This window comes from Emcibacter nanhaiensis (assembly GCF_006385175.1).
Classification (GTDB): domain Bacteria; phylum Pseudomonadota; class Alphaproteobacteria; order Sphingomonadales; family Emcibacteraceae; genus Emcibacter; species Emcibacter nanhaiensis.
On sequence record NZ_VFIY01000010.1, the window covers coordinates 120,307 to 133,971 of the forward strand.

Here is a 13,665-nt window from a genome sequence, read left to right on the forward strand (position 1 = left end):
TCTCCTGTGCAGGGTGTCCCTCAAACCCTTGCATCACTAGTATGTGACCAACTTAAAGCAGTAGTTCCTAACTTTTTATGAATAAACCGCACTGCAAAACATATTGCATTTTTCTTATATTATAAATACTTACCGCAGATGCGAAGAACTAGAAATTATATCTCAGTCCGGCATAGATATTACTGTTGTCCTGGAACTGGCCGAAAAAGCTGTAATTCTCCGCTCCGTAAAAGACATTTCCGCCGCCTTCCACTTCCAGACTGTCGGTAATCTTGTAGGAAACATTGAACCGCAGGTAACCGTCCTTGTCGGACGGGGACCAGAAGTTGAACAGCGAAACCGTCATGGTCTGCTGCTTCAACAGCTTGGTCAGGCGCAGGGTAATCAGGTGCCGGTTTTCATCATCGACGATGGCGCCCGGCGGCAGGCTGGCCACATAGGCATCATAGTCCAGCTTCCGTTCCAGATAATATTGCACGGACGCGGTCAGCTCGGTGGCAATCTCCTGCTCATAACCGGCCAGGAAACGAAATTCGCTGTTCCGGACCAGGGGATTGGAACCGGAGCCCGAGGCGCTTTTATAGTAGCCTGCCTCCATATTGGCGATCCCCTTGGCCACCGGGCCGCGCACACTGGCGCCGAAGACCTGCAGTTTGGGGAAGGTGACCGCGCCGGTCATCATGTTCTGACCGCCCGGGCTTTTCCAATACCCGTTGTAATAGTAAAGTGCCGTCTCGAAGGCACCGAAGGAACGATACAGGCGCAGCGCCAGCTCATCGTCGCTGAACCAGTCGTCGGGCAGATCTGCCGTCACCACATTTTCCCTGCCCCTGAGGTCGTTCAGCCCGCGATCGAAAAAGGAGATGCGGTGCCCGTCGATATAGCGGTCATTGTCAAAGCGGGGGGTGTAGACCACATCAAGGTTGAAGCTGTCGGAGAAAAAGGCCGCTTTCAGGGCGTCGGACGGTGCCTTGAGATATTCATCATCCCGGCCGATGAAGAAACTGTTCCAGTCCTTGGGAAACAAATCGTTGATGAAAATCAGGTCCCCGGTGCCCCAGGTCAGGATCTGGCGCCCGAGCTTCACATCCATGAAATCCAGCGGACTGAAGGTGACATTGGCTTCACGCAGGTCAATCAGTCCCTTGCCGCTTTCCAGGTCCACGCCATAGTCGTCGACCACCGGATCCAGCAGGAAATCAGTGGTCAGGTTAAAGGTGAACATGTCCACCTGTTTCTCCATATCCAGCTGCAGGCGGGTCTCGCCAATGCTGGCGGATTTTTCATGATCATCAGACTGGGTGCGCACCCCAATGCGGCCTTCGATAAACCCGGTCAGGTCGAAGGGAAGGCCTGCCGATTTTTTCTCTTTTTTGCTCTCTTCTTCTTTGTCGCCGGTTCCCAGCCCCATCAGGCCTTCGGGCAACTTGATCTCCTGGGCCGAGGCTATGCCCATACCCATCCAGCAGGCCAGGCCTGCGGTCATCAATACAGCGGATTTTTTCATCATTTTTCTTTGTTTTACAGCCAAATGCAGCCCGGGTTATTTCAGGTATTTGCGCGGGGCCTTCCTGAGGTAGCGTTCGGTGAAGATATCCTCCGGCAGATCCACATCATATTTGACCTCACTATAGCTCATTGTGGTTTTGCCGCCACTGACGTTGTCGCTCATCTGCGACGCGGTCACAGTCGGATGCCCGTCAACCATTTCCACCTTCAACGCCGTGTAGGTCCGGTAGTTGCGACCGTTCTCGTCGTAATATTCGGTCTTGATGGGCAGGAAGGTGGCTTTGTGGATCCAGTTCACATAATAGGCAAACTCGACCTTGCCGGTATCCTTGGGCACACTCTTGATCTTATAGAGCTCGTCGGTTTCCTCCACCAGTTCATGGGTATCCTCTTCAATCCCGCGGCCGGAAACATCTTCATAAAAGAAGTGTGAGCCGACGAAGCTGGTGCGTTCGTCACTGGCGGCGATCCGTTTTACCAGGTCCAGGGCCGGCAGGTAGAGCCAGCGGTCGTCATCCCGGTCAACATTCTTCCACACCATGAAGGCCATCTTCTTCACATCAGCCGGCTTGTTGAAATAAACGTAGAACTTCTGCCCGGTATCGGCCTCTTCATCGTCCCGGCGCAGGATCACAAACTGGCGCGAACGGCTGCGTCCCTGGTCGTCCAGGATTTCCATGTCCACCATGGCGCGTCCGTCATTGCCCTGGTAATAGGAGGTGTGGTTGGCTTTCTTGACGACCTCCATCACGTCCTGGGCCTGGGCAGCCCCGGCAAAAAGGATCAGCGGAAAAACAAGGGTTGCGAATAATTTCTTCATGATTTTTCCTTTGCTTCTTTTCCAAACAGGAATTTTTCCAGGACCCGGATCATAGCCGGCAGAATGGTCAGTGTGGCGACCCCGGCCAGGACCAGGATGGCGGAGATGAAAGTACCGACCGTCTGGTAGGGCACCAGCGGCGCCGCCAGCAGCGGCAAAAAGCCGATACCCACCACGATCACATTCCGGGTAATGGCCACGGCCGGTTCGCCGAAGACCGCGCTGGCGGTTTCCTTCCAGTCCTTGTGGCGTTTTCGCATTTCCCGGGACCGGGCCAGGAAATGGATGGCATAGTCCACCGCCAGGCCAAGGCTGAGCGAGGACAGAACCGCCACCGGCATGTCATAATCCTTGCCGATCAGGCCGATGATGCCATAGATCATGCCGATGGTGAACGTGAGCGGCACCATGGCCAGCACACCCCACAGGAAGGACCGGAACAGGAAGATCATCATCACCAGCACGATGACAAAGGAGCCGATAAAGGCTTCCGCCATGCCGCTGACCATCTTGTCCTGCCAGATCATATTGATATAGGTAAGGCCGAACCAGTTCGGTTTGATGTCCATCGGCGCCGGATTAGCGGCAAAATAATCATTCACCTGTTTGACCACAATGGCCATATCCTTGTTGTCGCCGCTTTTCAGCTGCAGCCACATGGCCGCCTTCTTGTAATCAGGCGTCACGAAATGCCACAGGTCCTGGGGACGGTGACCGCTCTGGAAGGTGATCAGGGTCTGGGCCACAGCCGCCGGCGTATCGGGAATGCGGTAGGCTTCCGGGTCGCCGGCGTACAGTTCCCGATGCACGGTCTTGACCGCATCGGTGAGCGCGCTGCTTTTCCCGACCAGGCCGCTTTGCACCAGATAGTCCTGCAGACCGCTGATGTAGCGCAGAACTTCCGGATTTTTAAAGGTCTCACCCTCATTGGCGAGCCCTTCGGCAAAGGTCAGGGCCTCGTCCCAGGCCTCCCACTCTTCATCCGGAGCGTTGTCCAGGCCGTTCTCGACCTTTTCCACCAGCAGGGAAATCAGTTCGTTTTTATCGGCGGCGGTCCCAGCCAGGGCTTCCACTTCAGGCGCCAGCTGCTGCAGGGGCGCCAGAGTGCTTGCGGCCATGCGGTCCCTGAGGGTCGCCGCATAGTCGGCAAGGCTGCCCTGCTCGGCCGCGCTTTCCAGCTTCAGATAGGCCATATAGGTCCCGGAGAAGCGGGCATTCAGTTCCCGGTCGGCGACCCGGATATCATGATCGGGGGCGAACCATTTGACCGGGTTGTCATTGATCACAATCTGGTTGATCCCATACCAGGCGACAAAACCCAGGATCACCACGCCAGCCAGGATCAATTTGGCATAATTATACGTCATTCCCCCCATGAAGTTGAGCGACCGGAACATCATGGTGCCTTCCGCCTGTTCCCTGGTTTCGTGGGAAAAGTCGGCAAAACTTTCTTCCTTCATCAGCATGATGTAGGCCGGAACCAGGGTCACGGTGAAGAACCAGGCGGCGATCACCCCGATGGAGACGAAAATACCGAACACCTGCACCGGTGGAATGGGGGTAAAGGCCAGGGAGGCAAAACCCACCGCCGTGGTGAGAGTGGTAAACAGCATCGGCCGGGACAATTCCTTCATCACATGGTCGATGGTTTTTCTGCGATCCTTATAGACATGGTAACAGTCATAAAAATCCGACAGGATGTGAATGGCATCCAGCACCGCGATCGGCATAATGAAAATGGGGATCATGCTGCTCATGATATGGACGGTATTGCCCGTCACAATCAGCAGCCCCATGGTGACAATCACCGAGGCCATGGCCACGATCATGGGGGAGACCACCAGATTGACTTTCTTGAAGAAATACCACAGCAACAGGAAGATCAGGATCATGGCCATGGGTGCGGAAATGGCCATCTGCTTGAACATTTCCACCCCGAACACATCCTGGGCCACCGGCATGCCGGTGATATGATACTCGTCACCATTGTCATAGGTGGCGATATGTTCCTTGAGCTTTTCCACCACATTGTAGCTGATGTTTTTCGCCGTAATGGGCAGGTAAATGGCCACCGCCTTGCCGTCGTCAGAAACAATGGTCCCGTTCAGCATCGGCAGGTTCTGGGCCTTCTCCCTGATTTCCAGGGCCTCTGCGTCGGATTTCGGCGGACTGTTCATCAGCCATTCGAACCGAACGGAGCCGACTCCGCCCGGCTCGATATTATCCACCGTGGACGGCGCCATCACATCGGCGGCAATCACCCCGTGGACGCTGCCGTCCTCATCGGTCCACTGGATATTCTTGGCGAAGGTGGTCAGGTCGTAAATATCGGTCAGGGATTTCTGATTAAAGACGCCCTGGGGATTGGTTTTATTGACCACCCCGACCACAACCATATCATAAAGGGAGAATTCCTTTTTCTCGGCATTATGGAATACCCTCACCGGCTCGTCCGCAGACAGCATGTTTTCCGGGTCCGTATCAATTTTCAAGGGACTCAGCATGCTGAAAGAAGCAGGCCAGAAGGTGGGCAGCGCCACCAACACGATCATCAGGGCACTAAGCAGACCCGTCAGCCAGTAGAATGTCTTTGGTGTATTACTGGCCTTTTCAGAGAGGGTAATCATGGATTTCTCCCAAAAATCTTACTTGTTATTATTTATGTTCGTTGCGAACGGGCCGGCTAGTTGAATGCCTGTCCCGGCTTCACGCCCAGTTTCTTGAGAATGATGGCCAGGGGACAAAAGCCGGTAAAGGCCGCCTGGAACATGTTAAGGCCGACAAAAATGGGCAGCGCAATCCAGTAGGGATGCACATAATACGCCAAGGCAATACCCACGAGAATCATAACTCCGGCAAAAGCAAGGACGACACGATCGATAGACATGGTAATTCTCCTAAAATCCTTCTATAATTCCTTTTAACCTATAAAAACTTCGGGGGATTTGATCCCAATCAATTCACAAAAGAATACTGTAAATAACAATCTGGGTACTGAGGAGTTCAAATTCAAGTGTACGCTTTTTTTAGCGTTTTGGGTACCGTTGACATGCATCAAAAGTAATCCTGTCAGTCTGTGTTAAGAGTCTTATAATTAACAGCAGTTTTGTGTTATTAGCATCTAGAACCTAATTCCAGGGAAGGCAAAGTCAAAAGGAAAATACAATGGCAAAAGTACTTATCATCGGCGCGGGGCTCGGCGGCATGCCGGCAGCTTATGAAATCCGGGAGGAGTTGGACAAAAGTCATGAAGTGATCATGATCAATGAAAGTCCGCAGTTCAGATTTGTGCCGTCAAATCCCTGGGTGGCTGTGGGCTGGCGGCAAGCCGACGAAGTCGCCTTTGATGCGGAACCTTATCTGGCGAAGAAAAATATCGGCTTTATCGCCGAACGGGTGACCAAAATCGACCCGGATGCCAACCAGGTCACTCTGGCGTCCGGCGATACCATTGACTATGACTATCTGGTCATCACCACCGGTCCCAAACTGGCCTGGGGGAATATTCCCGGCGCCGGCCCGGACGGCTACACCCAGTCTGTCTGTACCCTGCCCCATGCAGAAAAATCCTATCTGGATTTCCAGAAGCTGGTGGAAAACCCCGGTCCCGTCATTGTCGGCGCCTTCCAGGGCGCGAGCTGCTTTGGCCCGGCTTATGAGTATGCGCTGATCCTGGACAAGGCTCTGAAAGACGAAAAGATCCGCAACAAGGTGCCCATGACCTTTGTCACCAGCGAGCCCTATATCGGCCACCTCGGCCTCGGCGGGGTTGGCGATTCCAAATCCATGCTGGAAAGCGAGTTACGCAACCGCGACATCAAATGGATCTGCAACGCCAGCGTCAAGGAAGTGAAGGACGGCAGTTTCGAAATTGAGGAGTTTAATCAGAACAAGGAAGTGGAACGAACCCACGAACTTCCCTTCAATCACGCCATGCTGATTCCGCCCTTCGCCGGCGTGGATGCCGTGGCGGAAGTCACGGAACTGTGTAACCCGAAAGGGTTTGTCCTGATTGATGAATATCAGCGCAACCCCAAATGGAATAACATCTATTCTGCCGGGGTCTGTGTGGCGATCCCGCCGGTGGAAGACACGCCTGTCCCGACAGGAACGCCCAAGACCGGCTTTATGATTGAATCCATGGTGACCGCGATCGCCCACAATATTGCTGCCGATCTCGCCGGCAAAAAACCCTATGCCAAAGCTACCTGGAACGCCATCTGCCTGGCGGATATGGGCGATACCGGCATTGCCTTTGTCGCCATGCCGCAAATCCCGCCCCGCAATACCACCTGGTTCAAGAAAGGGAAATGGGTCCACCTGGCGAAAATCGGCTTCGAGAAATATTTCATGAACAAGATGAAAAAAGGCACCAGCGAGCCGATTTATGAGAAGTACATCCTGAAAATGTTCGGAATCGGCAAACTGGAAGAATAAGCCGGACCAAACTAACGCTTATTTACCCCCGGAGGTCACCCTCCGGGGGTTTATTTTATCTCAGGGTCAGTTCGATGGGCGAGAGCATGGGATCAAACATTCCCAGGATTTCCCTGAGCCGCGCCGGGTCGCCGTCAATCCCCAGAAGCCCCTTATCCAGCAACTGCTCCACCGTGGCCTGTCCGGTCAGCAACCCCACCAGAACCATCCGGGGCGCCCGCACCGTCACCTCCGCATCAGACGGGATGTCCGCATGGAATTCGGCCACCGCCTGCCTGATTTCCAGGGCGTGCCCTTCGCCGGTATCGGTGGCAACAAAAGCAACGGTTACGTGCCGGCCCAGCGTTTTTTCCGCCGCCAGGCGGGGACCGAGCCCCTCCACCAGACGCGCCAGCGGCCAGGCGGCAACAATATCCGGGGAAGAGAAAGCGCCAATAAATTTCCTGAGATCCGCCACTGGATCGATATGCCCCTCCAGTTCCTGGGCCGAGGTCAGATACCAGTTGCGCCAGTTAGTGTTCATGCTGGCATAGCCCAGTTTGCGGAGCGCAGCGGCCTTGAGCAACCGGGCCGGCATATCCTTATGGTCGATGCGCACCAGATGGGTCGCCAGTTCCGCCGCCCACTGGGCCTCACCCTTCTCATAGGCGTCCCGGGCGGCGGCCAGCAATCTGTCCCGCCCGCCCAGCAGTTCTACATAACGGCGTGAGGCTTCACTCCGCGGCATCGGGTCCAGATCGGTCGGATCGCCCTCGAACCACCCCAGATAACCGGCATAGATCTCCCGGACCGCATGTTTGACAGTGCCGTAATATTCCCGAAGGTAAGGCTTCGAATTGGCCAGATAGTCGGGAAATGCCACTGTCTGCGCCAGTTCGTCCGGGGTCAGACCCTTGTTTATATAACGCAGGGTCTGGTCGTGGATATACTGGATACCGTCGCGGGTCATTCTCAGCACCTCCTCGACCCGGTCCGCACCATAGAGTGGCTGTCCGTGGGATGGCACCAGATAAGCAGCCTTGAACCCCCTGAGCCGGTCGATGCTCTTATACCATTGCAGCGGATCGCGGAACTTGGTGCCGCGCAATGTGTGAATATTGGGCAGGGTCGGGCCCTGGATGGTTTCGCCGGACAGCAGGATGTTGCCCTTTTTCAGGTAAACGGAAATTTCATCCGGTGCTTCACTGGGGACGTGAACCATTTGCAGTTGTACGCCGGCGATGGTGACCTGAAGATGGTCATCAAAAACATCGGTTGGATAGAGGAACCCGGACGTCCCCTGGGTGATTTCCGGACCGATCCCTTCATTCATCCCTTCCCGGTCTTCCGGCGGCAGGCCGAGGCCAAAACTGTACCCGGTGCGCATGGCCAGGATCGGACCCATGGCGCCGCCCTGATGAACCACATTGCTGACCAGGGTTTCATGGGCAAAGATCCGTACTTTTCCACTATCAACTTCTTCCTGCGACACAATCGCCTTGACCCCGCCCCAGTGATCGGGATGGAAGTGGGTATAGACCACGGCCCGCACCGGCTTGTCAGAATATTTGCGAAGCTCGTTCCAGGCCTCGGCCGCCTCGCCGGGATGAGTCCCCGTGTCGACGACAATCACACCGTCCTCGCCAACAATCATAATCACATTGCCAAGGCTATAGCCGACGGCGGAATAGACATTATCTCCCACCTGGTAGACCTTTTTTTCAAAATGGGCCGTGTGGGCCGCCAGTTCCGGATGAATGGAAATCTCCGGCTTTTCCACAGTGGCCTCTTCGGCAACCAGAGTTGAGCCGGTCGCCAGGCATAAAGAAAGCACCATCACCAGAATTTTCACTGTCTTGAGAGTGTCTTGAAGCATCTTCCCTGTCCTTTGTTTTTTAAGTGACAGGAAAAGTGTACAGCCTTTAATAAATTCAATATAATAATATATATTCGCCATTTTAATAACCAAATGGAATAAGATGATTGAAATGCAGGAACTGAAGCTGGTGAAGGCGCTGGCCAGTGAAGGCAGCTTCAACAAAGCGGCGGACGTCCTGAACATGTCGCAGCCGGCCCTGACCAAAAAGATCGCCCGCCTCGAAGACAAGCTGGGCGTCACCCTGTTTCACCGCAGTCGCCGCGGCACCCGCCCCACGGTATTCGGAACCTACCTTCTGGAAAAGGGGCAACAGCTTCTGGACCGGGGAGAAATGCTTCAGCGCCAAATGCAGCTGATGGCCAACATGGAAATCGGCGAACTCAGGATCGGTGTAGGTCCCGTTGTTGAACAGAATCTTCTGCCCAGGGTTTTGTCCCGCTTTTTGTCCCTCCATCCACATATTTCAGTCACGGTCAGGGTGGATTCTGCCGCACGCCTGCTGACCGCTCTCAATAAAGTCGGTCTCGACCTGGCAGTTGGCGCTTTTGACCCCCTGAATAATCTTGAAGACCTGCATACTGTGCCACTCGCCGATCAAAATCTGGTTTTCGCGACCCGCCCCGGACACCCGCTGCTGTGCGGTAAAAATAGGCGAACCGGGATTTCGTTCAAAGAGATACTGGACTACCCGCTGGCAGCACCGCGTATCCCGGACTATCTTCGGGACTGGTTCGCAGAGATCGGCGAAGGATCGGCAAACCAGGGAGTGAAATGCGAAAACTATAATGTGCTCAGGGAAATCACCAAAGTTACAGACCATGTGATCAGCGGCCCGGCAAGCCTGTTCCAGGCGGACTTTGCGGCGGGAGACCTTATTCCCCTCCCCCTGCAGCAGGAACCTAAGCTGAAGACATCAGTCCTGACCCGTCAGGAATCCCTGCATTCCCCCCTGGTCCGAACCCTGACGGAGCTATTTGCGGAAGTTTCCGGTGACCTGTCCTCTGGTCAAATCTGAAGTCGCGGCGCTTCCCGCTACCAGAGCAGAGCCCCGGTTGCCAGCAGCCCTGCAGCGGCACTGGCAATCAGCGGCAGGCTGACCCTTTTGCCTATATCCTGTCCGCCGATCACGGCGGCGATGCCCCCCTTGACCAGATTATTGACCACAGCAGCAATAATGATGCCGCTGACAGCGATCTGCGGTGTGAGATCAAACTGGCTCATGCGGGACAGGGACAGGGTGATCGCATCCACATCCGCAAGCCCGAAGGCGGCCGACAGGGCGAGGATCCCGGCCGCACCGATCCAGTCCCGGATTGCCCGGCCCAACACCATCACCACCGCCAGCAGGACGCCGAAGCCAATGGCCGGCCACAGCTCCAGCGGATTGATCAGGCCGGTGACTTCTTCGGTCTTATTGTCCGAATATTTACGCCAGTAAAAGAAGGCAGGGGTATAGGTCAGCACCGCCATGACTGCCGTCGGCAGGATAAGAATCTTGAACAGGGAGGCATTCAGGATGGACGCCACCAGGATAATGCGAAGATAGGTGGTGCCGCAGGCCAGCAGCGTTCCCGTGGCCAGCACCGGCGCCATGGACGGACTGCGCCGGGTGATACGGGAGAAATGCAGGGTTACCGCGGTCGAGGACGCCAGGCCGCCAAACAGGCCGGTTAATGCCGCCCCCAGCCTCGCGCCGCCGAGCTTGATGGCGAAATAACCGGCAAAGGAAATGATCGCGATCAGCACCACCATCCACCAGATCACATAGGGATTGAGCGCCTGCCAGGGACCATAACCCTTGTCGGGCAGCACCGGCAACATAACCACGGAAATCAGCAAAAGCTTGACCCCGGCCTGCAGTTCGGTGGCCTGGATGCCCCGCACCCACTTGTGCAACAACGGTTTTTGACTGAGCAACAGCACCGCAACCACCGCGACGGAAATGGCAATGCTGACGTGGGCCATGGCTGCCAGGCATCCGAGCAGGAAGGTGAGCAGGCCGGCCACCAGGCTGGTGATGCCGGCGTCATTACCCCGGTGCAGGTTGACCGCATAGACCACCGTCAGCACCGCCGCGACGGCAAAAAAGGAGAGGCCGACGATCAAAGCCCCGAAATGTTCCCCCACCAGCGCCGCAGCGCCGCCCAAAAGCCCGATCAGGCCATAGGTCCTGACCCCGGCAATGCGCTGCCCTTCCGCGGCCTCACGCTTTTCCCAGCCCCGCTCAACGCCGATCAGCAGACCGATCACCAGCGCCGCGCCCATATGATAGAAAACCAGTTGAGCCTCATTTAACGGCAAGACATTTTTCCCTTTTTATCTTTTGATTTTAACATCATAGCAGATTTTTTCAGATGTCTTGCCGTTTTTTCTTCCTCGCCCGCTATAGGGCTGACTTTTCCGACAACTGTGGCATTATAGGATAAGGAAAGGCACGGTGCGGGATACTCTCATGAACAAAGAACACAGTGACTACAAGAAGACATTACGCAACCTGCAGATCGAGCTGGTCAAGCTGCAGCGCCATATCATCAAGCATGACCACAAAATCCTGGTGATTTTCGAAGGTCGGGATGCGGCCGGCAAGGACGGCACCATCAAGCGAATCATCCAGCATCTCAGCCCCCGGGAAACCAGGGTCGTGGCGCTGGGAAAACCCAATGAGAGGGAACGCAGTTCCTGGTATTTCCAGCGCTTTGCAGAGCATCTGCCCGCTGCCCAGGAGATGGTGTTGATGAACCGCAGTTGGTATAACCGGGCCGGCGTCGAGCGGGTTATGGGCTTCTGTACCGACGCAGAATATGAGGATTTCATGACCTCTGTGGTAACTTTCGAGCAGATGCTGGTCCGTTCCGGCATCCAGATCATCAAATATTATCTGGATATCAGCAGGAAAGAACAAAAGAAACGCCTGGACGAGAGGCGCATCGACCCGCTAAAGCAATGGAAAATCAGTCCCATTGACGAAGTGGCGCTGGAGCACTGGCACGACTACAGCGCCGCCCGGAATGAAATGTTCGAGCGCACCCATAATCCCATCACGCCCTGGCATGTCGTGCGGGCAGACAGCAAGAAGGAGGCCCGCCTCAACGTAATCCGGCATCTTATCGCCCATGTGGAATGCCCGGACCGGGACCTGGATATCGCCAAACCGGATCACGAAATTATCTTCTCCTATCATCCGGACCAGCTTGGCAGCGGTCAGATTGCGAAATAATATTCGGCATTTTATCGTGCTAATCCGACAGTATATCGCATAACTGATGCGCTACTTCCCACATATGTGAATACTGGACCCGTTACCACACAGGCACACTCCTCCCCGGCAGCCCTGCCAGGCTGCTGCGGGAGAAGAGCGCCCTAAAGAAAAATAATCAGGGGCCGCTGCACCACATGACCTATTCCGCTTCTTTTCCGCCCTCCCTGGACAAGTTGATCCACTCGCCAGAATATTTTCTGACCAACATCCTTGCGGACTCCAGGCAACTGGAATTTGTGAAAACGGAGAAGGCGCTTATTTCTGAAGCGGCCTTCATCGACGGGCGAACCAGGCTGTCCGTTGACGGGGACAGATACCTGATTGACTGGGACCATCTCAAAGAGTTTCAAGCTGCCGGCCAGCTTGTATGTGATCCAGCCCGGTTTATTTTCCATGTCTCCTTCTGCGGGTCCACCCTGCTCGCGCGGGCCTGCACCATTCCCGGCAGGGCGTTGTGTTACAAAGAGCCCCAGGCACTGATCGCCCTGTCCACACTCAGGCTGGAAAATCATCCGCTGTATGAGAGTGGAGCTGACTGGTCCCTGCTGAAAAACGTGGTTCTGCAGAAATTCAACACCCCCTGGCAAGCCGGAGAAACAACGCTGCTCAAGCCGTCCAACTGGGTAAACTGTTTTTTGCCGGAGCTGATGGAGTGCCATCCCTCGTCACGAGCGGTGCTCCTGATCATTGAGCCGGAAGACTTCCTGATTGCCGTGCTTCGCGGCGGGCGGGAGAGGATCACCTATATCTGTAATTTACTGCGGCAACTGCAGAGAGCCTTTCCCCACTATTCCGGCCTGATCGAACAGGCGGCACCCCTGGCGGCGGATCCCTGGAAAAGCACTGCCCGGCTGATCCTGCTGGTTTATGAAATCCAGATGGCCGCCTTCAGGAAATTGATGACACAGCTTCCCTCCGGCCACTGTCGAGTAATGTCTTATAACAGCCTGATTTCCAGGCCGGAAGAGAGCCTGGCGCTGGCCTCCGAAACCCTTGCCCTGGGCTTTGACGACGCAGAGGTTATGCGGTCGGTCGAACTGAATTTTGCCCGGCACTCAAAGAACAGGGAAGAGAATTATGACCGGAAGCAGGCCAGGATCATCGACCAGAGAATTTCCCGCGAGTATCGGGACATCATCGGCGAAGCGCTTGACTGGCACCACAGTAAATGCCCCGAATATCAAGAACCCGGCCAGCTGGCTGATGTCGAAGCGGTTCCCTGGCGGGCCATGTAGTCTCTGAGAAACCGTTCCACCTGTTCAAACTGTTCCGGCAATCTGTCGATCAGCTCCGCATAGTCCAGATCATTTTCCCTGCGGGCATTGACCTCGATTTCCCTGGCTATGGCTGCAACGCTTCCGGCGCCGATCTGCTGGCTGGTGGATTTCAGGGGATGGGCAATGTCGGCCAGACCTTTAAAATCGCCCGCCAGCAGGCTGTCCCGCAGCCGGGCGACATACGCGTCACCATCGCTGATATATTTTTCAAGCACTTCATGCAACTGGTCCCCCAGATAAACAGCCAGCTCCTCCAGGCAATTCTCATCCACTATCGTCATATTTCCTCACCCCAGCCCGGTTGAAACATCCGCCCGTTTTCAAGCATATTTCCGCATATAAAAATATCCGTTAAATATTATACATAAAAAAGACGTCCAAAGGCCCGCACATTTAATATTTTATTAAATCCAATCTATATACTGTGCAAACAGGGAACTCATCCAGAAGCGCCTTTCATCAACGCACCACTGAGTGACCGCAAAAGAGGGACAGACAGGAACCG

At 55.1% G+C, this 13,665-nt stretch carries 11 protein-coding genes; 4 read left to right on the forward strand and 7 right to left on the reverse strand.

The window, feature by feature from the left end:
* Positions 1 to 148: 148 nt before the first annotated feature.
* From FIV46_RS10045 to FIV46_RS10060, 4 genes are read right to left on the reverse strand one after another with little or no spacing between them, the layout of a single operon-like run.
* Entirely contained in the window at positions 149 to 1,507 is a 1,359-nt protein-coding gene (locus FIV46_RS10045) for a hypothetical protein (protein ID WP_219846067.1), read from the reverse strand.
* Positions 1,508 to 1,543: 36 nt separating this feature from the next.
* Positions 1,544 to 2,329, reverse strand: coding sequence for an outer membrane lipoprotein-sorting protein (locus FIV46_RS10050; RefSeq protein ID WP_139940792.1), 786 nt, complete (start codon positions 2,327 to 2,329; stop codon positions 1,544 to 1,546).
* Positions 2,326 to 4,956, reverse strand: a complete 2,631-nt coding sequence (locus FIV46_RS10055) for an efflux RND transporter permease subunit (RefSeq protein ID WP_139940793.1) — start codon at positions 4,954 to 4,956, stop codon at positions 2,326 to 2,328. The genes FIV46_RS10050 and FIV46_RS10055 overlap by 4 nt, the downstream gene beginning before the upstream one ends.
* A gap of 56 nt (positions 4,957 to 5,012) precedes the next feature.
* The gene (locus tag FIV46_RS10060) at positions 5,013 to 5,216 is read right to left on the reverse strand and encodes a YgaP family membrane protein (RefSeq protein WP_139940794.1); all 204 of its coding nucleotides are present in this window, start codon (positions 5,214 to 5,216) and stop codon (positions 5,013 to 5,015) included.
* Between the two features lie 278 nt (positions 5,217 to 5,494).
* On the opposite strand from FIV46_RS10060, the gene FIV46_RS10065 reads away from it, so the two are divergent.
* Positions 5,495 to 6,766, forward strand: coding sequence for an NAD(P)/FAD-dependent oxidoreductase (locus tag FIV46_RS10065; protein WP_139940795.1), 1,272 nt, complete (start codon positions 5,495 to 5,497; stop codon positions 6,764 to 6,766).
* Positions 6,767 to 6,821: 55 nt separating this feature from the next.
* Here FIV46_RS10065 and FIV46_RS10070 read toward each other — a convergent pair whose 3' ends face one another.
* On the reverse strand, positions 6,822 to 8,621 hold the full coding sequence (locus tag FIV46_RS10070; RefSeq protein WP_181163177.1) for an alkyl/aryl-sulfatase: 1,800 nt from the start codon (positions 8,619 to 8,621) through the stop codon (positions 6,822 to 6,824).
* Between the two features lie 103 nt (positions 8,622 to 8,724).
* Here FIV46_RS10070 and FIV46_RS10075 point away from each other — a divergent pair, with 103 nt between their 5' ends.
* Complete coding sequence (locus tag FIV46_RS10075; RefSeq protein WP_139940797.1) at positions 8,725 to 9,639, forward strand: LysR family transcriptional regulator; 915 nt, start codon at positions 8,725 to 8,727, stop codon at positions 9,637 to 9,639.
* A gap of 17 nt (positions 9,640 to 9,656) precedes the next feature.
* Here FIV46_RS10075 and FIV46_RS10080 read toward each other — a convergent pair whose 3' ends face one another.
* The gene (locus FIV46_RS10080; protein WP_219846068.1) at positions 9,657 to 10,925 is read right to left on the reverse strand and encodes an MgtC/SapB family protein; all 1,269 of its coding nucleotides are present in this window, start codon (positions 10,923 to 10,925) and stop codon (positions 9,657 to 9,659) included.
* 151 nt (positions 10,926 to 11,076) lie between these two features.
* On the opposite strand from FIV46_RS10080, the gene ppk2 reads away from it, so the two are divergent.
* Both ppk2 and FIV46_RS10090 read left to right on the forward strand, forming a co-directional pair.
* Positions 11,077 to 11,841: a polyphosphate kinase 2 gene (gene ppk2, locus FIV46_RS10085; RefSeq protein ID WP_139940798.1), complete on the forward strand. Its 765-nt coding sequence runs from the start codon at positions 11,077 to 11,079 to the stop codon at positions 11,839 to 11,841.
* A 176-nt stretch (positions 11,842 to 12,017) separates the two neighbouring features.
* On the forward strand, positions 12,018 to 13,118 hold the full coding sequence (locus FIV46_RS10090) for a hypothetical protein (protein ID WP_139940799.1): 1,101 nt from the start codon (positions 12,018 to 12,020) through the stop codon (positions 13,116 to 13,118).
* Here FIV46_RS10090 and FIV46_RS10095 read toward each other — a convergent pair.
* Complete coding sequence (locus FIV46_RS10095; RefSeq protein ID WP_139940800.1) at positions 13,064 to 13,441, reverse strand: Hpt domain-containing protein; 378 nt, start codon at positions 13,439 to 13,441, stop codon at positions 13,064 to 13,066. The genes FIV46_RS10090 and FIV46_RS10095 overlap by 55 nt on opposite strands.
* Positions 13,442 to 13,665 lie beyond the last annotated feature (224 nt).

Coding starts and splice junctions, on each gene's coding strand:
- FIV46_RS10075 (WP_139940797.1), top strand. CDS start 8,725: ATGATTGAAATGCAGGAACTGAAGCTGGTGAAGGCGCTGGCCAGTGAA.
- FIV46_RS10065 (WP_139940795.1), top strand. CDS start 5,495: ATGGCAAAAGTACTTATCATCGGCGCGGGGCTCGGCGGCATGCCGGCA.
- FIV46_RS10045 (WP_219846067.1), bottom strand. CDS start 1,507: ATGAAAAAATCCGCTGTATTGATGACCGCAGGCCTGGCCTGCTGGATG.
- FIV46_RS10095 (WP_139940800.1), bottom strand. CDS start 13,441: ATGACGATAGTGGATGAGAATTGCCTGGAGGAGCTGGCTGTTTATCTG.
- FIV46_RS10055 (WP_139940793.1), bottom strand. CDS start 4,956: ATGATTACCCTCTCTGAAAAGGCCAGTAATACACCAAAGACATTCTAC.
- FIV46_RS10050 (WP_139940792.1), bottom strand. CDS start 2,329: ATGAAGAAATTATTCGCAACCCTTGTTTTTCCGCTGATCCTTTTTGCC.
- FIV46_RS10060 (WP_139940794.1), bottom strand. CDS start 5,216: ATGTCTATCGATCGTGTCGTCCTTGCTTTTGCCGGAGTTATGATTCTC.
- FIV46_RS10090 (WP_139940799.1), top strand. CDS start 12,018: ATGACCTATTCCGCTTCTTTTCCGCCCTCCCTGGACAAGTTGATCCAC.
- ppk2 (WP_139940798.1), top strand. CDS start 11,077: ATGAACAAAGAACACAGTGACTACAAGAAGACATTACGCAACCTGCAG.
- FIV46_RS10070 (WP_181163177.1), bottom strand. CDS start 8,621: ATGCTTCAAGACACTCTCAAGACAGTGAAAATTCTGGTGATGGTGCTT.